The 21,302-nt window shown below is 39.5% G+C and carries 24 protein-coding genes; 6 read left to right on the forward strand and 18 right to left on the reverse strand.

Annotation, left to right across the window (positions count from 1 at the left end; translation table 11 throughout):
• From ACWATR_RS20325 to ACWATR_RS20375, 11 genes are all read right to left on the reverse strand, one after another.
• Nucleotides 1–468 carry a hypothetical protein gene (locus ACWATR_RS20325; RefSeq protein WP_460336247.1) on the reverse strand — a complete coding sequence of 156 codons (468 nt, stop codon included), beginning with the start codon at nt 466–468 and terminating at the stop codon, nt 1–3.
• 1 nt (nt 469) lies between these two features.
• Nucleotides 470–1,564: a DegT/DnrJ/EryC1/StrS family aminotransferase gene (locus ACWATR_RS20330; protein WP_460336250.1), complete on the reverse strand. Its 1,095-nt coding sequence runs from the start codon at nt 1,562–1,564 to the stop codon at nt 470–472.
• Nucleotides 1,565–1,569: 5 nt separating this feature from the next.
• The gene (locus ACWATR_RS20335) at nt 1,570–1,983 is read right to left on the reverse strand and encodes a sugar 3,4-ketoisomerase (RefSeq protein ID WP_460336253.1); all 414 of its coding nucleotides are present in this window, start codon (nt 1,981–1,983) and stop codon (nt 1,570–1,572) included.
• A complete protein-coding gene (locus tag ACWATR_RS20340; protein ID WP_460336256.1) occupies nt 1,980–2,987 on the reverse strand; it encodes a hypothetical protein in 1,008 nt (335 codons plus the stop codon). The genes ACWATR_RS20335 and ACWATR_RS20340 overlap by 4 nt, the downstream gene beginning before the upstream one ends.
• A gap of 13 nt (nt 2,988–3,000) precedes the next feature.
• Nucleotides 3,001–3,915 carry a hypothetical protein gene (locus ACWATR_RS20345; RefSeq protein ID WP_460336259.1) on the reverse strand — a complete coding sequence of 305 codons (915 nt, stop codon included), beginning with the start codon at nt 3,913–3,915 and terminating at the stop codon, nt 3,001–3,003.
• 4 nt (nt 3,916–3,919) lie between these two features.
• Nucleotides 3,920–4,603: an acetyltransferase gene (locus ACWATR_RS20350; RefSeq protein WP_460336262.1), complete on the reverse strand. Its 684-nt coding sequence runs from the start codon at nt 4,601–4,603 to the stop codon at nt 3,920–3,922.
• An 8-nt stretch (nt 4,604–4,611) separates the two neighbouring features.
• Nucleotides 4,612–5,361 (reverse strand): class I SAM-dependent methyltransferase, encoded by a 750-nt coding sequence (locus ACWATR_RS20355; RefSeq protein ID WP_460336265.1) that lies wholly within the window; start codon nt 5,359–5,361, stop codon nt 4,612–4,614.
• Nucleotides 5,362–5,389: 28 nt separating this feature from the next.
• The gene (locus tag ACWATR_RS20360) at nt 5,390–6,772 is read right to left on the reverse strand and encodes an ABC transporter ATP-binding protein (RefSeq protein WP_460336268.1); all 1,383 of its coding nucleotides are present in this window, start codon (nt 6,770–6,772) and stop codon (nt 5,390–5,392) included.
• Between the two features lie 49 nt (nt 6,773–6,821).
• On the reverse strand, nt 6,822–7,667 hold the full coding sequence (locus ACWATR_RS20365) for an ABC transporter permease (RefSeq protein WP_460336271.1): 846 nt from the start codon (nt 7,665–7,667) through the stop codon (nt 6,822–6,824).
• A 161-nt stretch (nt 7,668–7,828) separates the two neighbouring features.
• Complete coding sequence (locus tag ACWATR_RS20370; RefSeq protein WP_460336274.1) at nt 7,829–8,584, reverse strand: Uma2 family endonuclease; 756 nt, start codon at nt 8,582–8,584, stop codon at nt 7,829–7,831.
• Between the two features lie 18 nt (nt 8,585–8,602).
• A complete protein-coding gene (locus ACWATR_RS20375) occupies nt 8,603–8,725 on the reverse strand; it encodes a hypothetical protein (RefSeq protein ID WP_460336277.1) in 123 nt (40 codons plus the stop codon).
• Between the two features lie 172 nt (nt 8,726–8,897).
• Between ACWATR_RS20375 and petP the strand changes: the two genes are divergently transcribed.
• From petP to ACWATR_RS20395, 4 genes are all read left to right on the forward strand, one after another.
• Nucleotides 8,898–9,089, forward strand: a complete 192-nt coding sequence (gene petP / locus ACWATR_RS20380; RefSeq protein WP_460336279.1) for a cytochrome b6f subunit PetP — start codon at nt 8,898–8,900, stop codon at nt 9,087–9,089.
• A gap of 120 nt (nt 9,090–9,209) precedes the next feature.
• On the forward strand, nt 9,210–10,310 hold the full coding sequence (locus tag ACWATR_RS20385) for a Get3/ArsA fold putative tail anchor-mediating ATPase NosAFP (protein ID WP_460336282.1): 1,101 nt from the start codon (nt 9,210–9,212) through the stop codon (nt 10,308–10,310).
• 158 nt (nt 10,311–10,468) lie between these two features.
• Nucleotides 10,469–11,506 carry a chlorophyll synthase ChlG gene (gene chlG / locus ACWATR_RS20390; RefSeq protein WP_460336285.1) on the forward strand — a complete coding sequence of 346 codons (1,038 nt, stop codon included), beginning with the start codon at nt 10,469–10,471 and terminating at the stop codon, nt 11,504–11,506.
• An 83-nt stretch (nt 11,507–11,589) separates the two neighbouring features.
• Nucleotides 11,590–11,877 (forward strand): hypothetical protein, encoded by a 288-nt coding sequence (locus ACWATR_RS20395; RefSeq protein ID WP_069069020.1) that lies wholly within the window; start codon nt 11,590–11,592, stop codon nt 11,875–11,877.
• 66 nt (nt 11,878–11,943) lie between these two features.
• On the opposite strand, the gene ACWATR_RS20400 is transcribed toward ACWATR_RS20395, so the two are convergent.
• From ACWATR_RS20400 to ACWATR_RS20415, 4 genes are all read right to left on the reverse strand, one after another.
• Entirely contained in the window at nt 11,944–12,900 is a 957-nt protein-coding gene (locus ACWATR_RS20400) for an MDR/zinc-dependent alcohol dehydrogenase-like family protein (protein WP_460336288.1), read from the reverse strand.
• A 245-nt stretch (nt 12,901–13,145) separates the two neighbouring features.
• Complete coding sequence (locus ACWATR_RS20405; protein ID WP_322638754.1) at nt 13,146–13,718, reverse strand: hypothetical protein; 573 nt, start codon at nt 13,716–13,718, stop codon at nt 13,146–13,148.
• Nucleotides 13,719–13,934: 216 nt separating this feature from the next.
• Nucleotides 13,935–14,741 carry an inositol monophosphatase family protein gene (locus ACWATR_RS20410; protein WP_460336292.1) on the reverse strand — a complete coding sequence of 269 codons (807 nt, stop codon included), beginning with the start codon at nt 14,739–14,741 and terminating at the stop codon, nt 13,935–13,937.
• A 77-nt stretch (nt 14,742–14,818) separates the two neighbouring features.
• Entirely contained in the window at nt 14,819–16,252 is a 1,434-nt protein-coding gene (locus tag ACWATR_RS20415) for a BCD family MFS transporter (RefSeq protein ID WP_289798714.1), read from the reverse strand.
• Nucleotides 16,253–16,486: 234 nt separating this feature from the next.
• Between ACWATR_RS20415 and ACWATR_RS20420 the strand changes: the two genes are divergently transcribed.
• Nucleotides 16,487–17,296, forward strand: a complete 810-nt coding sequence (locus tag ACWATR_RS20420; protein WP_460336296.1) for an Rpn family recombination-promoting nuclease/putative transposase — start codon at nt 16,487–16,489, stop codon at nt 17,294–17,296.
• A 146-nt stretch (nt 17,297–17,442) separates the two neighbouring features.
• Here the strand turns inward: ACWATR_RS20420 and ACWATR_RS20425 are convergent, their stop codons facing one another.
• The 3 genes from ACWATR_RS20425 to ACWATR_RS20435 all read right to left on the reverse strand — a co-directional run bounded on the left by ACWATR_RS20425 (nt 17,443) and on the right by ACWATR_RS20435 (nt 20,522).
• On the reverse strand, nt 17,443–18,729 hold the full coding sequence (locus tag ACWATR_RS20425) for a PP2C family serine/threonine-protein phosphatase (RefSeq protein WP_460336299.1): 1,287 nt from the start codon (nt 18,727–18,729) through the stop codon (nt 17,443–17,445).
• Nucleotides 18,730–18,848: 119 nt separating this feature from the next.
• Nucleotides 18,849–19,517 carry a vWA domain-containing protein gene (locus ACWATR_RS20430; protein ID WP_460336302.1) on the reverse strand — a complete coding sequence of 223 codons (669 nt, stop codon included), beginning with the start codon at nt 19,515–19,517 and terminating at the stop codon, nt 18,849–18,851.
• A gap of 30 nt (nt 19,518–19,547) precedes the next feature.
• Nucleotides 19,548–20,522 (reverse strand): protein kinase domain-containing protein, encoded by a 975-nt coding sequence (locus tag ACWATR_RS20435; RefSeq protein ID WP_460336305.1) that lies wholly within the window; start codon nt 20,520–20,522, stop codon nt 19,548–19,550.
• A gap of 510 nt (nt 20,523–21,032) precedes the next feature.
• On the opposite strand from ACWATR_RS20435, the gene ACWATR_RS20440 reads away from it, so the two are divergent.
• On the forward strand, nt 21,033–21,257 hold the full coding sequence (locus ACWATR_RS20440; RefSeq protein ID WP_334769345.1) for a hypothetical protein: 225 nt from the start codon (nt 21,033–21,035) through the stop codon (nt 21,255–21,257).
• Nucleotides 21,258–21,302: the final 45 nt, after the last annotated feature.

The raw sequence follows: 21,302 nt of genomic DNA on the forward strand, positions 1-21,302 counted from the left end.
CTACAAAATCGCTAAAATCAATTGACTGCTAAATTTAATACAAATATCATCCCCAATAAAAGGATTTTGGAAAACAAAATAAGGATCGTAACCACATACCATCCAAGTCTCTTGATTTTTAAAATCTATATGTATCTGATGGCGATTAATTGAGCTATCCCCTGGATTACAGTTGATTTTCTCCAATTCCAATGCTTCTGTTTTTTGAAGACGGATAATTTCAAAGTTAGGATTTTTATGGAGGGAAAATAAAAAGCCAGGGTCTATCCGTAAGTATTGCGGTGATTTTGACAACCTAACTTTGAGATCAATAAACTCACCAAATCCAACAATGGTTGAAACTAATAAGCTGTGAGATTCCTGAAAATCTAATGTATCTGCATATAATAGTTGCAAAGTGAATTGAACGTTGTTTAGCTGTTTTTCAGATAAAATTTTAGTAACTAATGACGACGAGTAAAAACTCACTTTAAAAATCCTCGTTGAAATAACTTATAATTATTGATAGTTGCTCCTCTGTAAGATGGGGATGTAAGGGTAGACTCAGAACTTCCTTGGCTAGTTGTTCTGCGATCGCAAAACTTCCTTCATGCCATCCACTACCAATATAAGCACCTGACAGATGGGGTGGAATTGGATAGTGAATCAGTGTACCAATGCCAGCTTGGCGCAAATGTTGCTCTAGGCTGTGTCTTTTGGGGTGACGTACAACAAATAAATGCCATACTGACTCAGCCCAGTTAGGTACAAAAGGCAAGGTTAGGTTAGCAGTTTTGACTAGTCTTTGCAAGTATTGTTCCGCTATGTAAACGCGACGAGAATTCCATTCATCTAGTTTAGTTAGTTTCACTCTTAAGAATGCCGCTTGTAATTCATCCAGTCGGCTATTGTAACCCTGAATTTCATTTTCATACTTTACTCGGGAACCATAATTATGCAGTAAGCGAACTTTATCAGCTAAATCTACATCGTTCGTTGTTACTGCTCCTCCATCGCCGATCGCTCCCAGGTTTTTGGTAGGATAAAAACTGAAACCTGCTGCATCCCCCAAACTACCTACACGACGATCCTTAAATCGTGCCCCATGAGCTTGAGCAGCATCTTCAATCACTTTGAGATTATATCGCTGTGCAATTGTGTTTATAGCATCCATGTCTGCTGGTTGACCATAAAGATGCACTACCAAAATAGCTTTTGTGCGTTCCGTAATTGCAGCTTCAATAAGTTGAGGATTAATATTATACGTTCTCTCATCTGGTTCCACTGGTACAGGTGTTGCTCCAGCGTAGGAAACTGCTAGCCACGTGGCAATATAAGTGTTGGCTGGCACAATTACTTCATCACCAGTACCGATGTTCATTGCTCTCAGGATGAGATGCAAAGCATCTAAACCATTACCTACACCAATACAATATTTTGTTTGGCAGTAAGCAGCAAATTCAGCTTCAAAAGCTTCGACTTCTCTACCAAGAATATACCAGCCAGCTTTCATCACCCGTTGGTAAGCCGCATCAAGTTCTTCTTGAAGTTCCAAATAGGAAGCCTCAAAATTGAGAAAAGACACTCTCATTATTGCTCACCCCGGACAGATGCTAAAAATTTTTGATAATCTCTGTAATAGTCAGCCTCATCATAAACGCTAGAAGCTAAAACCATGCATACAGAGCCAGAAGAAAAATTATCAATTTCTCGCCATGTTAGTGCAGGAATATATAATCCGTAATAAGAGCGATTCAAATGATAGCACTTTTGCTCATATCCATCGTTTAAAATTACATCGAAGCTACCTGACATAGCTATTATAAATTGATTACAATTCTTTAAAGCGTGCCCAGCCCGATTAGCACCACCAGGTACATCATATAAATAAAAAACCCTTTTAAACTCAAAGGGAATATGCCTATTTTCTTCAATAAATGTGAGATTACCACGGGGATCAGTAATTTTGGGTAATTCGATTAATTTACAGTTTTCAAGGCTCATATAACTTCTTGACCTACGAGAGGAATTTCATAAAACTCCTGTACCACTCCACCACCTCCAAATTCTGATTTAAATTGGTAAAGGCTAGCTTTCAGATATTGACCCTCATTTTGGTTGCTGGTTCCAAAATCAAAATAACTTGCACTTTGTAATTGCGCTTTTTTTAGGCAGTGTTCAAAAAGCAAGTCTAATGCACATATTTGATTGCCCAACTGACTCGAACCAATATACTGGGCGCGTAAAACCTTAGGCCCAGAAAACAAAACTATACCTGCCACAACCTCATGCTCATATAATCCCACGACAAACTCGATATTCTTGGGAAACAGAGAATGAAGGTAAATGATTTCATTGAGCGAATGAACTGGTAATGCGCCAATTTTTCTCGCAAGATTATCTTCAAGTAATTTCCAAAAATCTTTAACAAAGTCAACCCCTTCTTTAATTTGAACTCCATATTTTAGTGCTTTCTCTAATCCTCTTCTACGCCTTTTAGTTGATGTTGGTCGATTTAGTAGGTCAATAGCACAGGAAAGATCGCAACGATAGCGAACTGCACCCATACGAAAAAGTGCATACAAATCATCAGCAGCTGGTACTTGATGGTAAATGTTCGGCACTACCTTATATCGAAGTGCTTCAAATCCATAATTAGCATAGTAATGCCACAGTGCTTTAAAAGCCTCAAGCATATTTGCACCGCGTAAATTGCCTGTATGCAACAAACCACCGTAAGTGATGCCAGGATGACTAACTACTCTTTTACTATTAGATGGATCTACCGCTGCTGGAAATAAACCGACTAGTCGATTTTTCTCATCCTTAATCATTAAGGATACATCCTGAAATCGATCAGCATGGTAGGAAAGATAGCGACGAGTTTGGAGGAATGTAGCCATTGGTGCGGTAGCTAAAAATTCATCCCACATAGCAAAGTTATCTTCGGAGTAAGGGAAAATTTTTAGAGAACTATTGTCTGCTACATACTCCTCAGCTATATCCATAGTAATTTGTCTCTCACTCCTGTAAGATTGCAACTCCAAATCCTGTTTCTCCGTAGTTATTTCCGTTGTAAAACATATAAGTGCCGTATTTTGTTTTTTGGATGCACGCCATACTAATCATTTGTGAATCCCAACCACTATCAGACACATCAATACCAACTTGCTGATCTTTACGAAGCCAGGTTTGACCATCTTGGGATTCAGCATATCCTAATCGATAGCCCTTGCTGATATAACGGATGGAATACCACATTTTGTATTGACCATCTTCTTTAACTACAAACGGCCTACCAAATCCATATTCATCTTCATTAGCTAAATCTAGACAGACAGCACCTTGTTTCTCCCAGTCGGTTTGATTTTTAGATTCTAGGTAGCGCATATTGTAGCTAGGAACTTGTTTACCATTAACATCAATCCATTTGCTACCAGCTATATACCACATTTTCCACCGTCCATCCTCAAGATGAACATGAGCTGCTGTACGTACAAAAAGTTCGCGATCGCTTCTCTCCAAAATCGGTACTTGAGAATATCTTTGAAAACTTTCGCCATTATCTTCACTAATTGCTAAACCCATCAACAAGAAGTAGCGAACCTTTACACCTAACTGCCAGCCTACATAATATAAATACAAACGCTCTTGATATTTTAATAAGCAAATAGGTGTGACACCATTATCATCAAAGGTTCCTGGTTGACCAATATCTAACACAGGTTTATCAGAAACTTTTAATATCTGAAGTGGGTTTCTTGCTTCTAGATCGACAAATCCAACACGTCCAACTTTATAACTATCTAAAAATGCTACATAAACTCTGATCCTTTCCTCATCTAGCATCATGGAAGTAGGAATATAAGCATGGGAAATAGCCCAATCCTTTTGCCCATTAGCTACATAGACTAATCCCAGCTTTTTCCAAATCATTAACCTACTCCGGTAGTTTGAAGAAGCGATAAGTGGTTAGCTTTGCAGGTTCTATATGTGGTATACGGTAAATCTCTCCTACTTTTGTATCCTTGCTTATAGTCACACTAGGCCCAATCCAGCAATCTCTCTCAATTTTGAGATTGTTGCTAATAGTTGAATTTACACCGAAAAAACAATTTTTTCCCACCTCAACAAAACCAGAAATAACGACATGGGAGGAAAAAAAACAATTATCTTGAATAATTGAATGATGCCCAATATGATTTCCACTCCAGAGAACAACATTATTTCCTAATTGCACAAATGCTTGAACAACATTATTTTCAAATATAAAACAATGCTCCCCTAATTTGACATTTCTCCAGATAAAAGCTTTGCTGCTGATGTAGCTTGCTAGGCTATATCCTTTATCTTTAGCCTGCTTGCATAGCCTAGTTCTTAACCGATTTAACTGGGTATAGACAATGGCTACAAATATCTCATATTCACGGGGATTATAAACTTCTTCTATGGATTCAAAAGGAACTACAGGTATTCCAAATAAACTATTTTTCTTGAGATAATCTTTTTCTACGCTAAATGCTACTACTTCGTATTCTGAATCATAAGTAAAATACTCATAAGCAACTTCAGCAAAAGCACTGTCACCCACAATTATTAATTTGCGATTTTTATTTATTTTCATAACTTAAATCAAGGTTTTCTAATGAGAATATCTTCCCGCCTATTTGCCATCGGTAAATCTGATTTTTGAGGTAAAATATAGGCATCAAAGCCTTGATTTCTCGCTCTAGTAACTAAAGCTAAAACTACGGAGTCATCAATTAGATGGTGTTCAATTTTATTAAATGATACTTCTGGCAATTCTTCTTTACCTGTAAAATTTTGGTGAAATTTAATTCCATTTTTGCTACTAAAAAAACGCTTCCTTTTAGAGATATTGGGTATATCTCCTATCAGCATCTCCCCGCCATCAGACATTAATTCAAGGGAGCTATCCAAAAAATTCCATATATTTGACTCAACAAAGATATAATGTAGTACACTATAAGTTAATATGACATCTACTTTACCTCTATATTTATTAAATAAATCATTACAATCAGGGTAATAACCAATAATTTTTTTTATAAATGGTTCATTGGGTAAATGAGATAGCATTTCATCTGAATCAATTAGAATCAAAGTGTGTTCATTTTTTTGACATAAATCAATCAGCATGAGAGGTAATTCACTACAACCAGGCCCAATATCAAGAACCACCTTATTCTGTGTATATAACAAGGGCAATTTCCTAATAATATCCTCAAATATCAAATGCTCTTTACCTTGTCGGTAAGAGTTAGGAAAACCTATTTTTTCATAGCAGCTTAACGAATCATCTTTTGCCATTTTCTGAAAATCGCCAAATGACAAATTAGCAAATCTATTGTAATCATTCATGTTTAAGTAATTTAATATTATGAATTGATCATGAGTGAGTGTAATTCAAAGGATTGGTTATTTTTAAAAAATCAAATTCTACATTTGCATACACCATACCTGGAAAACGATCTAGTGGATCTTGTGCTAAATTGGATTGAAAAACAAGAGCATTTTCTATAATATCTATAAAAATATGTTGTTGATTGATAAATACAGGTAATTCTATACCGATTGTAATCGTATAAACTCCTGAGTTTAAAATATTTGTACCTTTTATTTCCATAACATAAACTTCTCCTGCTTTTGCTGAAGGCATTTCTATTCTCTTAGCGGTAGTCACATAAGCAATCAGCATTTGCCCTTTTAAATCTCTCAATGAATACCCAACACAAAATGAGGGTAGGTCTTTTTTAAAGAGAATAGAAACCTGAATAGTAAAGTCTTCTTTAAAGTCAAGTTGTTCAGTAGGACGATACTTGCTGTTGAGCAGCTTAATATCCAGGATTTTTGCACTTTCATCACCGTAGCGGTGAGCACCTTCAGCAAACTTGCCTTCCTGAACAGTAGAAACAAATATTTCAGATACAGTAGATTGCCGATCTAAAGTATTATCTTGCGTTGCTTTTTCATTTTGACTAATAGCTAGAATATTCTTATTTATTAGTTCGACTTGTTGCTTCAACTCCTGATTCATTTCACTGTTAACAATACTTATATAAGTATCTACCACCTCTGAAGCTTTACCAATTTTCAGCAGTTTTCCTTTTTCGAGAAACGCACATCGCTGACAAAGGCTTTTAACTGAACTAGTATCATGGCTAACAAACAGCACCGTCACCCCTGTTTCCATCATCTGCCGCATTCGTGCCATGCACTTCGCCTGAAAAAACATATCCCCTACAGCCAAAGCCTCATCCACAATTAGGATATCTGGGTCAACGTGAATCGCTGAGGCAAAAGCCAACCGGACATACATACCACTGGAATAGGTTTTAACAGCCTGGTCGATAAAATCTCCAATATCAGCAAAAGCAGCAATTTGATGGAAGCGCTTATCCACCTCTTGTCTGGAAAGCCCCATGATTGCCCCATTCATATAGACGTTTTCTCGTCCCGTGAATTCTGGATTGAAGCCAGCGCCCAATTCCAGCAGGGCAGCAACACGTCCATTCACTTGAACTACTCCACTGCTGGGGGTTAAAGTACCGCAAATCATTTGGAGCAGAGTGGATTTACCTGCACCATTACGTCCAATGATGCCTATAGTTTCACCCTTCACCACCTGGAAGGAAACATCTTGCAATGCCCAAAACTCTTGAGCATAGGTTCTTTCTGGTAATAAAATTTCTTTTAACCGATCCGCTGGTCGAGTATATCGCTTGTAACATTTCGAGACATTTTTGAGGGAAATTGCAATTTCTTCTCCCATAGTTTTATTATCAATCCTCAAAATTTCTAGTTATTAAAGCACCAATGTTTCACAATACATCAGCAAATGCTGTTCGCAAACGTTTATACACATAAAATCCGCTACAAAACATCACAAATGAAATTATTGAGGCCACTCCCCATTCACCCCAATGTTCAACCTTTCCAACTAAAATTAAATCACGATAAACTTCAACTATGGCTGTCATGGGATTGAGCCAAAATACCATACTTCGCCATTCCTCTGGAATTGACGATGCCGGATAAATAATCGGTGTCAAATACATCCAAATATTTAAAACCACTGCTAAAGTCTGGGGAATATCTCGCAAAAATACCGTTAGTCCTGCTGTTAAATAGCCTAAACCTGCTGTTAATAATAACTGTGTGAGCCAGATCAAGGGTAATAATGCCAAGGTAGGATGTAAAGTATGAGCATTTATTGCTACAAAAAAAATCAACATTATTAAACCAAAAGCACTTTCAATAAATGTTGATAAAATTGGTACTAATGGTAGCAAAGCTAGGGGAAATACCACCTTCTTGACTAAATTATGCTGTTTTACTACTGAACTAGCAGACTGTGTTAAACCCCCTGAAAAAGCAAGCCAAGGAAGTAAACCTGCAAACAGCCATAACCCAAAGGTGAAGTTATTTTCTGGTAAGCTTTTGATACTTAACTTTACCTTCAGCACAACTGAAAATACATAAGTGTAAATTAACAATTGTGAGAGTTGATTTAGCAAAGGCCACAAATTTCCTAAAATAGAACCCTTATATCGTGATTCTAAATCTCGCCTAACCAAAGTTCTCAGCAAGTCAAACTTTGTCCACCACTTTGGATTGATTGGCAGTATGCGCTTCAGTCTCGCTGCTTTACGTACAAATCCTTGCATTGTTTGTAATAAATCCTGCTTCCTTGTTCACCACTCATACACCAAATTTCTCTTTATAGGGCTTCATAGCCATGAGAGTAACGTTGTCTTCTTTGGAGAATACATCATTAACTATAAAATCGTACCGAAATTATCTTGGCAACGCTGCTTTCTTTTTTTGCTTAACTCAAGGTATCTGGATCAACTCCCTGCGATCGCAAATATTCTGCCAATCGCTCTGCCCGTTGATATTCTTGTTCAGCCCGCTGGCGTTCTTGTTCAGCTTTTTCTTTTGATGTCGGCACCCAACCTGCTGCATTATACCAACGCAACCACAAACCTGTTGTCTGTTGATAAGAACCTTGCCAAAGACCCAATCCGAGTTCTAACTCTTCCAACCATAAGCGGTTCTCTGATAAAGATATTGCTTCATAGCGAGTGCCTGTGAGTTTAAAGGCACGCAAATGATTTTCATAGCGATCGTAGACAATGTAATAAGGAACCCTCAAAATGCGTTCGTATACTTCCCACTTGGTTGGAGGTCGGTTTACTTCCCGCAGTGTTTTTCCTAAATCTTCTTGTTCTGTACCTGGTGAAAGTAATTCAACTATTAAAAATGGATCAATTCCTTCTTGCCAAATGACGTAACTTAAGCGTAGGTCTTGCTGTTGGCTAGCACTAGGTAATCCTAAAACCATGTACCAATCAGGACGCTTGTACCACAAAGGATGACGGGGATCATAGTAAAGATTTAAGTCGCTAGCAAGTAAAATTTCCTCAGATGAATAAGTCAGAGGTTGACAAGTTTCATTGAGCAAATCAGCCTGAATTCGGTGAAATTCATCTGGCAAACCTGATTCCCCAACTAATTCACTGGGTAAATCATACATCGTAGGCATGGTTTCTTGTGGCGGACGCGGTGGATCTGTTTGATACATGACTACTACCTTCGTTGCTTAACTCAAGCTATCTGGATTAACTCCTAATGATCGCAAATGTTCCGCCAACCGTTGCGATCGCAGCCGTTCTTGTTTCAAGGACAATTGCGCTTCCGATACCTGTTGCACCTTGACAAACATGGGTATTGACCTGCTTGGTTGTTGATTTAATTTTAAGCTGTTAAGTCAGGAGTTAGAAGTTAGAAGTTTAGAATTTTCTTCTTCATCTCCCTCATCTCTACTGAATTTGTGAGAGCAGAGTCACGGATTCCGCTACACTGAGACTTGGTTTATCTGAATTGTGTAATCAGGCATGGAAATCGGACAAAAGGTTAAAGTCTTTCGTTTGCGCGATCGCGTTTCTCCCCCAGTTGTGAAAAAACTCGGACAAGTGGGTATCATTCAAGGCTACAAAGTCACCGATGGTGCTGGGATCGGTGTAGTGGTGCTGTTTGACGACAATACTTCCACTTGGTTTTTTGAAGATGAAATTAAACCTGTGTAGTTTTGAAGAACTTAGATCCAGGTTTTTCTTGGCATCTGAAATCTCAAGCACAGGCTGAGAGTCTTTGTTGAGTGCTAAGTTGGAGTTGAAAAGCTCGGCGGTGAAAATAGGAATCAAGTAATGGCTCTAATATTGACATTTTTGGGCAAAGGCGGCATCGCTCGTACCAAAATTGCGATCGCCGCAGCCAAATTATTGGCAAGTCAAGGCAAGCGTGTACTCCTAGCAGGACAAGCAGAACCAACATTGCAAATCTTGCTGGGTACTCCCATTGCTGCCGATCCTCAAGAAATCGCTCCCAAGTTACACGCGGTACAGTTTCAAGCATCTGTACTGCTTGAGCGCAACTGGGACGAAGTAAAGAAACTTGAGGCGCAATATCTCCGCACCCCCATCTTCAAAGAGGTTTTTGGTCAAGAACTGGTGGTATTACCAGGGATGGACAACGCCCTGGCACTGAATGCTATCCGCGAATATGATGCCAGTGGCAAATATGATGCGATCGTCTACGATGGCACGGGTGACTCTTTAACCTTGCGAATGTTGGGCTTGCCAGAATCTCTGAGTTGGTATGTCCGGCGATTTCGGCAATTGTTTGTCAACTCCGATTTGGGGAAGACGATTACTGAATCGCCCTTGATTCAACCGCTGATTAGCAGTTTTTTCAATATCAACTGGACAGCAGATAACTTTGCAGGGCCTACTAACCAAGTCAATAATTTCTTAGAAAAAGGGAGAGCCGCTCTTGCCGATCCTAAGCGTCTCGCTGCTTTCTTAGTGACCACAGGAGATCCTCTTGAGGTAGCAAATGCTCGTTATTTGTGGGGTAGCGCTCAACAAATCGGCTTAACTGTCGGTGGTGTTCTGCTTGTTTCTACTGAAACGAATGTCAACTTGTCAGAGGAATTTATACCTCTACCTGTGAGCGTCGTTCCCGACTCGCCAACAGGTGACTGGCAACCATTGATAGACGCCCTACCCAACTTTGAAGCACAAGCGCTACAGGCTCCTAAACCAATTGAAATAGACATCCACAATCGTCAGGTACGCTTATTCTTGCCAGGATTTGACAAAAAGCAAGTCAAGCTTACTCAATATGGGCCAGAAGTCACTGTGGAAGCAGGAGATCAGCGGCGCAATATCCCCTTACCCCCGGCTCTGAGTGGTAGACCCGTTGCTGGAGCAAAGTTTCAGAATAATTATTTGATAATTTCGTTTTAAGTTATGGGAATGGGGACTGGGGACTGGGGACTGGGAACTGGGGAATAGGGACTGGGGAATAGGGAAGAAACTTAATCACCAATGCCCAATGCCCAAAATGCCCAATTCCCAATGCCCAAAATGCCCAATTCCCAATGCCCAATTAATTAGTAAAAATTATGTCAGAATCAACTCCCATTACCCCAGACCCCAACCCAACTGAGGCATTAGCAAATAATCCCGGTGAGCAAGCAATAGCAACGAGCGATCGCAGTGCGAAAACTAGGCAACTGCTGGGGATGAAAGGTGCATCTGCTGGGGAAACCTCAATTTGGAAAATCCGTTTGCAGCTCATGAAGCCCATCACCTGGATTCCCCTAATTTGGGGCGTAGTCTGTGGTGCGGCTTCTTCTGGTAACTATACTTGGACACTGGAAAATGTGTTGAAGGTAGCAGCCTGTATGTTACTGGCTGGGCCATTGATGACAGGTTACACCCAAATTCTCAATGATTACTACGATCGCGAAATCGATGCCATCAATGAACCTTATCGCCCGATTCCCTCTGGTGCAATTCCCCTACCCCAGGTAATTATTCAGATTTGGGTATTACTGATTGCTGGCTATGGTTTGGCATTTGCGCTGGATGTGTGGTCTGGTCATGAATTCCCGACAATTACAGCGATCGCAATTATCGGTTCTTTCATCGCCTACATTTATTCTGCACCTCCCCTGAAACTCAAACAAAACGGCTGGCTAGGTAGCTATGCCTTGGGTGCAAGCTATATCACCCTACCTTGGTCTACAGGACACGCTTTGTTTGGCGAACTAAATTCCACAATTGTGATTTTGACAATGTTCTACAGCTTGGCTGGATTGGGTATTGCCATTGTCAATGACTTCAAGAGTGTAGAAGGCGATCGCCAACTAGGATTAAATTCACTACCCGTAATGTTTGGCATCACCACCGCAGCATGGATTTGTGTGGTGACAATTGATGTATTTCAAGGATTGATTGCAGCTTATCTCGTCAGCATCCATGAGAATTTGTATGCAGCAATACTAGTACTGTTAATCATCCCGCAAATCACCTTGCAAGATATGTATTTCTTGCGCGACCCCGTGAAGAATGATGTTAAGTACCAAGCTAGCGCCCAACCTTTCCTTGTTCTAGGAATGCTCGTCACTGGTTTAGCGCTGGGTCATGCTGGCGTTTAACTTCTACTTCTATAGTGAGAAGTTAGAAATTAGGAGTTAGGAGGTAATATACTTCTAACTCCTAATTTGTATCAGGACATACCGTGTTTAAACTGATATCTTTCCTCATTCATGGGATTGAGCCTTTATTAGTCCCGATTTGCTTTGTTGTAGCTTGGACTGTAATTATTCTCGTTGTTTGGAGTCTCTGTGCGGCGGCGCGAGATAGTTTGACAACAGCCAAGCAAATGCATCAAATTCCTTGTACTGGTTGCCAATTTTTTACCGACAATTATCGTCTTAAATGTACTGTACGCCCATATATTGCCAATACAGAAGAAGCGATCGATTGTTCTGACTATCAACCGAAGACCAATCCTTATCTCTATTAGGGAGTGGGGAGTGGGGACTGGGGACTGGGGGCACAAGGAGAATGACAAATGACAAATGACAAATGACTAATGACTAATATCTAACAATATTTTCAAAACACCCCGACTCTGAGCGTGTTCAAAAGCTGCAAGCCCTTCAATAAGAGGGTAGGTGGCATGAATCAGGGGTTGCACGTCAACTTTTCCTGTAGCTAGTAGCTGAAGGGCTGGGGCAAAGGGGCCACAACGAGAACCGATGAGGGTGATTTCATCTACTACTAAAGAAGAAGCATCTAGACTGAGTTTGCCAGAATAAGTACTTTTCAGTACAAGCGTACCACGGGGACGTAGGGCGCGTCGGGCGATCGCAAATCCTTCTGGGTTGCCAGTACATTCTACTGAGATATCGAAATATCCATCTTTCACAGCATTAGCTAAACCAGTTTTAATCCCCCGTGCCTCTAAGTTAGCCAGTTTGTCTTGATGACGTCCCACAGCTAAGAGTTCACAGCCGGTTAAGGCTAATGTCTGGGCTACCAACTGCCCTAGTTTGCCATCTCCAACCACTAGCACCCGATTATTTGGATGTAATGGCACTTGCTGCTGAATTTCTAAAGCTGCTGCTACAGGTTCAGTAAATGTTGCTACTTCTGTTGGCACATTCTCAGGTACGGGATGCAGATTCTCTATCGGCAAACAGAGATATTCACCAAAGGCTCCATTCCGGTTGACAATACCCAAAACTGTACGATTTTCGCAGTGAGTTGATTGTCCGCTGCAACAAAAGCGACAATGCCCACACACAGCGTTGATTTCTCCAACTACGCGTTTATTAACTAAGTGTTCTGGCCCTTGTTCAACGACGCCGACAAATTCATGCCCCAAAATACCAGTGTAGGGATAGTAGCCTCTGAGTAATTCCAGGTCAGTGTTACAGATACCGGCACGCAAGACGCGTACTAAAGCTTCTCCTGGTGGCGGTTCAGGAACGGGAATATCTGTACGTAATTGCAACTGGTTATTTTCGAGCCAAAGTCCTTTCATTCTTTTTCACCACATATTTGGGTCTGAATCCTAAAGCTTCACGCAATGCTTTAAAGTAATGAGTTTCATAGTGGATGAAAAATGGGTATTTACTCATTACTTATTACTTATTACTCATTACTCCTTCTTAAGAGCGCCTTTAGGTCGGTGAGTATGTCAAATCCTTTGCCTAATTATGTTGTCATAATCACTTTGAAAAATGTTTACAAATATAAGGGCAAACATTTGTACTGATATACCCATACCTATGTCTCTGTAGAAGGTATTTCTTTAATTTTGGTTACATCAACTTTGCTTAACCAAGTAACTAAGTCTTCTGAGCCAAGTGCAATCTCACTTCCCAAGGTTTTGATATAGAGAAGTCCATCACTGATAATTAAATCTCTAATTGGATACCATGAATCTCGTGTTCTAATCAGAAGTTCTAACGGAATCCCTGATCTTGAACTATGTTTGCAATATTTCCACCAGGCTCGCCATAGAATGACACATTTAGTACAGTTCATCTGATAGCCTTTGGGAACTTCGCAGTATTGATACTGATAGAAACCCCGACTATCTACTTCTCCTTTGAGGATATAACTATATTCTGCTAATGCCTGATTGATCAATTCCCACTGGGTTGATTTTGGAGAAATCGAGAATTCAGATAAAGTGTTAGATAATTGAACAGTGGCAATTACGCCTTCAGATTTTGCTGTCAGTTGGTTGATTTTATACACTGTTTGCGCTGTCAAAACAGGATTTGACAACAAAATATCTTTTTTTTGAATAGAGTTTTGCACAAACTCTCGAATTAAATCTAGATTAGACAACATAAAATTTTTTATACTAAATTAACCAGTGTAATGAAAGTCACAACACTACTTAAATTAATAACTACACTGGTTTTGCACTTAAATCAGGATTATTACCAGCTTTATTTATACTCAATTCTTTGTTGAACTAGGGTTTTGTTAAGTTTAATATCGGTTATGCTATTGTCCACTAGGCTAGTTGACAAAATCACTGTTTCCAGGTCGACGATCTGCAAATTAAATTTTTACACCTTCGAGAAAAGGTTGAAATACCGGAACTAATTCGGGACGACTGACAACAAGGGTGGGAAAAGAGCGATCGCTATAATCTTCTCCTGCTGACAACGGAAACGGTTCTGACTTAAGTGATGACCACACACCACCAGCCGCCTGGACAATTACCCAAGCCCCCGCTATATCCCAAACTTTTGGTGTCGCCTCAATACCACCTAGAGTAGCCCCAGTGGCAACTGTCAAAAAGTTATAGCTGGCTACACCCAACATCCTAATTTTGCAGGGAAAGCCGTTTTTGATAACTGCGGTGCTACGAGAACAAAGGTTAAAAAAGTGATTATTGCTGGGACTATCAATACTAGTGTGGATGGGGTGGTGGTTGAGAAATGCTCCTGTTGGTGTTGCCAAACCAGATGAACCTGCCCAGAAACCATGAAAAGCTTGATTCAAGGTTGGTGCGTAAACATACCCAAAAATGGGCGTGCCTCGATACAGTAAACCCAGAGATATTGTCCAGAGAGGAATGCCGCGTGTGAAGTTGGTTGTACCGTCGAGAGGATCAATTACCCAGCACCACTCAGTACCGGGAAATGACTGATCACTCTCTTCGCTCAAAATACCGTAACCAGAGAAATTAGAAGCGATCGCATCTCGAATTTCCTGATCTGCCCATTTATCTGCTTGCGTCACCAAACTACCATCAGCTTTTTGGGAAGCTTGTACTTGCCCAAAATCTTGCATTAGTTGCTTGCCTACTCTGGTAGTGGTAGTTTGGGCAAAATCCAGAATTGTTGTCCAAAAATCATTCATTGGTTATTTGTCATTTGTCATTTGTCATTTGTCATTTTTCCCATGCCCAATGCCCCATGCCCTATACCCTATACAGTTTAGTCTAAATCGCTTTCTAAAACAGATGCGATCGCTTGTTTGGCACTTGTTTGAAATTCTGTGACGTTCACCCGATTCAGAAACCAAATCGATGCCACCATTCCCAAGGCTTCTAGAGCAAATACCAGTCCATAAGCTAACTCTGGGCTAGGTAACAGCTGGCGTCCAATATCCAAAACTGTACCTCCGATTACTACCGCCACACCTCTAGAAAGAGACTGCGCTAATCCCCATGCCCCAATGAATGTACCTGCGGCTTCCGCTGCGGTAAGATCCAACATCAAGCTAATTGCAGCCGTTGTTAAGAAACCTGTGGCTAAACCGAATAAAACCAAACCTAGTTTGAGAACTGCTGCGTTAGCTGTGAATCCTGATATACCGAGCAATATTGCACAGAATGCTACCAACATACAGCCTAGACGTGCAGTTCTGCGCTTACCCAAACGCGGGACTATAAAAAAGCCCGTAACGCCGTAGGCAATCAGTAGACCCGTTCCATAAAAAATGTTTAATTTGGTACTTTCCGCTAGGGGCATTTTAAACACTTGACCCGCATAGGGTTCCAAAATCGGGTCTTGCATAAACAAACTGATAGTCATCACCAGTAAAAAGGTGAAGAATATACCTGTTTGTGGGCTAGCTGTCAAGATTTTCCAAGCATTGCCTAGAGTGATGCTATCTTCCCGATTCACCAGTGTGGAACGGGTTGAGTATTGGGAGTACTTTTTTTCTACGCCGAATGTTGCTGCGATCGCTAAACCAAATACAATTGCTGGGACGATAGTAAACAATCTGTTGATTGCTGGCTGCAAGGTTTCTACAGTTGCTTCTGGCGTTAACTGTTTCAGCAAGCTGGCACTAATAATCGCCCCAACAATAATCCCCACCATTAGCATCGACCAAACCACACCAACTACTTTAGAACGGTTATCTTCTTCAGATATATCCACCAATAAAGCAGCAAAGGCAGTACCGCTAGCACAAATTCCTAGACCGTAGACAGCAAATACTAAAGCCAAAAGTCCTGTCCAGCCGATTGTTTGGGTTGTCCATACCCAACTACCTGCACTATTTCCAGCAAGATTCATCTGCCACATTACTTGTACAGCTAAAAATGCTGCGATCGCAAATATTGCCGCACCCACCCAAACATAAGCTGTGCGGTGGTATCCCCATAAAGGTTTAGCATCGGAAATCTGGCCAAACCAGATCCGTGAAGGAGCAACAAATAAAGGCAGTGCTAAAACTACTGATACCAGCGTCGCCGGAATTGCTATTTCTTGAATCATGACTCTGTTGAGTACCCCCAGAGTCAAGATAGACATCATGCTCAATCCCATCTGAAATAAACCCAGCCGGAACATGGTCAGCAGGTTTACTCTTGGCACAGATAGGGATTTTGTTTTGGTATCAAATACTTCACCGCTTGCCATAGCTACTTTTTCGTATAGTTTATAGGATTTAATTTCTCTCTTTTAATAAAGATAAACCCTACCCGCTCGAAATCAGCGAACGAAAAGTTGAAGTTGCGATGGCGTTTTGCCCCGCCAGAGGCGATCGCAATTATTTAGCAGCCAGTTATACCAACACCTTGATTAGCGTATGCTTCAGCCAAGTTATGATTAATTTTGATGGCTTGTGAGAAATCAGGTTTTTAGGATGAAGTAGTGAAACGAGACTCCATTTACTATCAAATTTTTAAGCGGTTTCCTCGGTTACTCTTTGAACTGGTTGATCACCCTCCTCTTCAAGGGCAAAACTATCGATTTGAATCACCTGAAGTCAAAGAAACCGCTTTTCGCATCGATGGTGTGTTTTTACCTCCAGAGGATGCAACATCGAAGGTAATCTTTTTTGCTGAAGTTCAATTTCAAAAGGATGAAGCCCTCTACCATCGGTTCTTTACTGAGTCGCTGATGTACCTGAACCGGAATCGTTCTCAGTACGATGACTGGTTCTGTGTGGTAATTTTTTCATCACGCTCTTTGGAGCCAAGGGATCAAAAAACTCATCGAATATTTCTTAACAGCGACCAAGTGCAGCGAATCTATTTAGATGAGCTAGGCGCGACTAATCAGCAGCCAATAGGTATCAACTTGATGCAGTTGACTCTAGCATCGGATGAAGTGATGGCACAGCAAGCAAAGCAATTAATTGAGCGAGTAAAATTAGAAGAAACGGACACACTGCCGCAAAACGAAATACTAGACATCATCACCACAATCGCCGTTTATAAGTTTTCTTCGTTGAGTAGAGAGGAAGTTGAAGCTATGCTAGGACTGACTTTGGAACAAACAAGGGTTTATCAAGAAGCGAAAGCCGAAGGTCGAGAAGAAGGTCGAGAAGAACGGGAAGCTGAAATGTTGAAACTTACCGTGCCTTTGTTATTAAAAACAGGGATGAATGTGGAGCAGATTGCTCAACACCTCAATGTTGATATAGAAGATGTTCAGCTTGCCGCACAGTCAAGCACATAATAGAATGGTCGTTTCACGTCTGTTGTCATATTTTTGCAAAATGAGGAGAGCTTGATTAAAATCCTCCATTGCCTTTTTATGGTTTTCAGAGCGATCGCGCCAAAATGTGACAAATTAAGATGCTCATGACTTCATCGGAGTTGGAGCTACAGCAAAGATGACAAAATCGCAATACCCTTATCATCACCAGTTGTTCTTTGCCAAATCTCTTTATTACTCAAAAATTGATTGAGATCAGTTTGGGTAAACTCCCTAGTACGGATACCCTGAAAAAATTTACTCAAAGCTCCTGATATTTTTAACCCATCGTTACTAACAAGCTTTTCCCCAGCACCATCTGTAAAAGCAGCTACCCCTGTAACATTCTGAACATCAATAAAACCGTAGTGAATATCCTCCTCAGTCAGATGTTCAGTCAAAAAAGTAGTTTGATTTGCAAAATCACCTTTACCTAAAGGCCCAAGCAATTCCAGATTTTCTCCTTTTTCAACGACTATAAAACCATCACCAACTTTCAGCCAAAATAATTGATTTATACCAATTATTGTTATTAACAATGTACATCTAAACAAATCAAATGATTCCTGTTTCTCCTCTGACAACTCCTTAAGTATTTCAATGGCATACTTTATAAAACGATGAGCATATTTTTTTTCAATCTCTCTGTCTTCTTGTCGATCTTTATCTAATATTTCTTGGTTAATATCTTCTATAGATGCTGTAAAACGATTTAAGTATCTAACTACAGCACTAGAGCCAAAATGAGACAATCTTGCGCTTCCAGCGCCATCTGCGACAAAAAGAACAGGTCTTGGAATCAATACAGATAATGCTGAATCTTGGCAGGGGATAGGAGGATCGACCCGTAAATGCGAACTTCCAACAACAGCATCAAAGACCCTTCGCCATTTCTTCCAAGTTGTCAAATTCTCTTGAATATCTATAAACTCTTCTGAACCACCTAATGCTTGCGTAATGCTTGCAGGTTCAGATGTTTCTGAAGTAGCTTTTTCAAGCTTAACGTATTCCTGTGTAATAGTTTTCTCTGTTTGCTCACTGACTCCTTGAGAATCTGAATGTTCAATGTTTAAGTTAGGATAATTTATAAGTTCAGTATCTTCTTGCTCAGGCAAGATAGATACTTCAGCCGATAAAGATTTAGTTGGAGATGACGTTTTTTTAGGAGATTTTTTTCTACCAGTGCCAGAACCTGTATTTTTTATATCTTTAGCATATTTTATACACTCATCTGGTATGACCTCCTTGCCCTCTTTTTTTTGAATTTCCTTCAAACGCTTCATACTTTCTAAGTAGTAGGTAGTAACACCATCTACTGTCGTATTTGTTATTATGTGCTGACGAACTCCGGGAAATCTATTTATAAAGTCATTATATTCTGGTTCTTTAAATAGTATCTTTTGCTCTACTGCCATTAACTCATCTCCATTAACTAAATTCTCCTCATCAACATTCTGAAAACTCTGAGAAAATAACCTAGTAAAGCAAGTCTTTAGATTCTGAAACAATCTGTTGATAAATTCAAATAGCATACTTAAAAGCTTTCCCAGTCATCAGTTGATTGCGTTGCTTGAAAACTCACTCCGGGAGTAGATTTAGTAATTACTTCCCCCACACTTTGAGAAAGCCATTTGAAAAATTCTTCAAACTTTAGACCTGTAAGTTGTTTGGGTGGGTTTTCAGAGGAACAAAATTCAGCAAGTTTACTAAGATTACAACGCTCACCAATACCAACTGCAATTACAAGCATTTTATTCATCTCAGCTAGCTTACGCAGCTTAGTTGCTGCAACCTGATAATTATCAGTTGGTTCACCATCAGTCATTAGTACTAACCAAGGCTGGTAGTAAGAAACTCCAGACTTTTTATATTCTTGTTTGCGTTTTTCTAGAACCTGAATTGCTTTATTTATAGCTTCACCCATAGGCGTATTTCCAGTAGGAGTTAGGGTAGGCACTTCTACTTTCTGAATAGATTGAATTGGGACAATTTCTTGTGCTGTTCCGCCAAAAGTAATAATACCTACATCAACGGCATAAGATGCAAAATCATCTTCAAGAACAGCTTGAATAAACTGATTAACTCCCTGGTTTAACTCGTTGATTGGTTCTCCACGCATACTCACACTAATGTCTAGAACTAACATACATGGGCAGCGTGAAGTTGGATTGTCAATTAGATCGTCATAATAATTAGTAGGCATTGAATTATCTCCAATTTTTAATAGTAAAATTTAGGAATTTTGACTCTGCTTTGGATCTTTAGGCTTCATTTCTTTGGCATTATATCCTCTTTGCATTGCATGAAAGTATTTTTCTAAGGCATCTTTCCAGTCTGCAATAGATGCACGTTCCGATGGCTGATTAACACCATTCTTTAGTGTTTGAATAAATAGACTCTTGACGTTATATGTCAAATGACTCCAAATGTTGTACCAATTCCCTTTTGGAATCGCTCCTTCATATCCGGGTCTTGCACCTCCCTCACCATAGGGAAAACTAGCATTTTTTAAATTTTCTACGGGATTTCCACCACCAATATTGTCATAAGGATGTCGGCCAAGCATCAAACATTGAAACATAAGAATTGCCAGGGAAAAAAGATCGCTTTCAATTGTTCTCGTTATATATTGGAAATCCTTGCCATGATGTTCTACCGGAGTCATTTCAGGTCTACCAACAGGACAGCGATAAACCTTATTATCTTTTTTAACTTGATAGCTATCAGCATCGATTAAAGAAGGCTGAAATGTCTGCGGATCACAAATAATATTTCCTAAATTTATATCACCAATATAAACCTGATTTTTATGTAATTTATCTACAATATCTAATAATATTAAAAGCATTTTTACTATGTTGATTCGGTCTAAATTCGGAAAGGATTTTTCATATAACATTGGATGTGCTAATTTTGTCAAAGGTATGCCTTCAACCCTCTTCATTGCATATCCAATATAGTGAGCATTTTGATCAAAAACTAAAATTCTAGGCCAAGCAATATTGGAGTGTTCGGCTAATTCCGTCATACTTTTTTGTAATTCTATTTTTTCTCGAAATTCTGTGCCTTTTTCTTTTAACTTGTCTGGATGAAATATCTTGACGACTTTATTTGGTTCAGAATCAACTAAATAAACATTTCCCTGACCTCCTCCACCAACTTTTTCTCCTAACTTACGGCTGTTACCTTTTCCATCATAGACATCCATAAATTAGCTCCTATCTCGAAAAAAGCAAGTGTTCCCCAACCATAAAAAATAACAGCTATTAACAAACGGGTATCCTGATATCAGAATAGTTTTACGAACTGCTGCAACACTCTTATTACATATCTTTCCCCATTTCTGAGGTTTTATAACATTTAATTATAAATTATGAGCCAAATCCTTGATTTATCACCTGTGCCAGGTCTGATGTGCTATGTGTTTTATGTTTAATTTCTAGCTAGTTCTGGAGAGTGATGACGATCGTGCTACGAAAATACTGCATCAACTATTCAGAGTTATTGTACAGGACAGACTTCAACAACTGGCAATTAATGAAGTTCTGAGACTATGGTATTGCACTGTAACTTTATTGGGTGCAATCAAGCCAGATAAAAATATCAATATTAAAATGTGGTTTTAACTACGCTATTCAATTTAATTAGTAAGATAAACTTGCTGTATGTATGTCATCAAAATACTTACCTTCATCTAGTAATCAAAAAGGCATAAGCAATGAGTAAAGAACCAGTCAAAGTAATATTGTGGGAAGAAAATCAAAAAGATTTTCTCAAAAAGTTCTATGATCTCCAATTTACTCCCAGAGTAGGAGAGGAAGTTTACTTAAAAAAGGAAAGATGGAAAGTAACCAGAGTTGAGCATGATATCGAAATTAGTGAGATTAATGTCTACATGGAATTAATCAAAAAACCCAAGCAGGATAAATCATCTAATTCATAAATACAAGTAAATACACTCAAAAATAGCAATCCTATTTGATTTGTG

Source organism: Nostoc sp. UIC 10890, from assembly GCF_054786515.1.

Excerpts from the sequence above, each read along its gene's own strand:
- ACWATR_RS20335 (WP_460336253.1), bottom strand. The coding sequence starts at position 1,983 with ATGAGCCTTGAAAACTGTAAATTAATCGAATTACCCAAAATTACTGAT.
- ACWATR_RS20340 (WP_460336256.1), bottom strand. The coding sequence starts at position 2,987 with ATGGATATAGCTGAGGAGTATGTAGCAGACAATAGTTCTCTAAAAATT.
- ACWATR_RS20345 (WP_460336259.1), bottom strand. The coding sequence starts at position 3,915 with ATGATTTGGAAAAAGCTGGGATTAGTCTATGTAGCTAATGGGCAAAAG.
- ACWATR_RS20350 (WP_460336262.1), bottom strand. The coding sequence starts at position 4,603 with ATGAAAATAAATAAAAATCGCAAATTAATAATTGTGGGTGACAGTGCT.
- ACWATR_RS20355 (WP_460336265.1), bottom strand. The coding sequence starts at position 5,361 with ATGAATGATTACAATAGATTTGCTAATTTGTCATTTGGCGATTTTCAG.
- ACWATR_RS20360 (WP_460336268.1), bottom strand. The coding sequence starts at position 6,772 with ATGGGAGAAGAAATTGCAATTTCCCTCAAAAATGTCTCGAAATGTTAC.
- ACWATR_RS20365 (WP_460336271.1), bottom strand. The coding sequence starts at position 7,667 with ATGCAAGGATTTGTACGTAAAGCAGCGAGACTGAAGCGCATACTGCCA.
- ACWATR_RS20370 (WP_460336274.1), bottom strand. The coding sequence starts at position 8,584 with ATGTATCAAACAGATCCACCGCGTCCGCCACAAGAAACCATGCCTACG.
- ACWATR_RS20375 (WP_460336277.1), bottom strand. The coding sequence starts at position 8,725 with ATGTTTGTCAAGGTGCAACAGGTATCGGAAGCGCAATTGTCCTTGAAA.
- petP (WP_460336279.1), top strand. The coding sequence starts at position 8,898 with ATGGAAATCGGACAAAAGGTTAAAGTCTTTCGTTTGCGCGATCGCGTT.
- ACWATR_RS20385 (WP_460336282.1), top strand. The coding sequence starts at position 9,210 with ATGGCTCTAATATTGACATTTTTGGGCAAAGGCGGCATCGCTCGTACC.
- chlG (WP_460336285.1), top strand. The coding sequence starts at position 10,469 with ATGTCAGAATCAACTCCCATTACCCCAGACCCCAACCCAACTGAGGCA.
- ACWATR_RS20400 (WP_460336288.1), bottom strand. The coding sequence starts at position 12,900 with ATGAAAGGACTTTGGCTCGAAAATAACCAGTTGCAATTACGTACAGAT.
- ACWATR_RS20405 (WP_322638754.1), bottom strand. The coding sequence starts at position 13,718 with ATGTTGTCTAATCTAGATTTAATTCGAGAGTTTGTGCAAAACTCTATT.
- ACWATR_RS20410 (WP_460336292.1), bottom strand. The coding sequence starts at position 14,741 with ATGAATGATTTTTGGACAACAATTCTGGATTTTGCCCAAACTACCACT.
- ACWATR_RS20415 (WP_289798714.1), bottom strand. The coding sequence starts at position 16,252 with ATGGCAAGCGGTGAAGTATTTGATACCAAAACAAAATCCCTATCTGTG.
- ACWATR_RS20425 (WP_460336299.1), bottom strand. The coding sequence starts at position 18,729 with ATGGCAGTAGAGCAAAAGATACTATTTAAAGAACCAGAATATAATGAC.
- ACWATR_RS20430 (WP_460336302.1), bottom strand. The coding sequence starts at position 19,517 with ATGCCTACTAATTATTATGACGATCTAATTGACAATCCAACTTCACGC.
- ACWATR_RS20435 (WP_460336305.1), bottom strand. The coding sequence starts at position 20,522 with ATGGATGTCTATGATGGAAAAGGTAACAGCCGTAAGTTAGGAGAAAAA.
- ACWATR_RS20440 (WP_334769345.1), top strand. The coding sequence starts at position 21,033 with ATGAGTAAAGAACCAGTCAAAGTAATATTGTGGGAAGAAAATCAAAAA.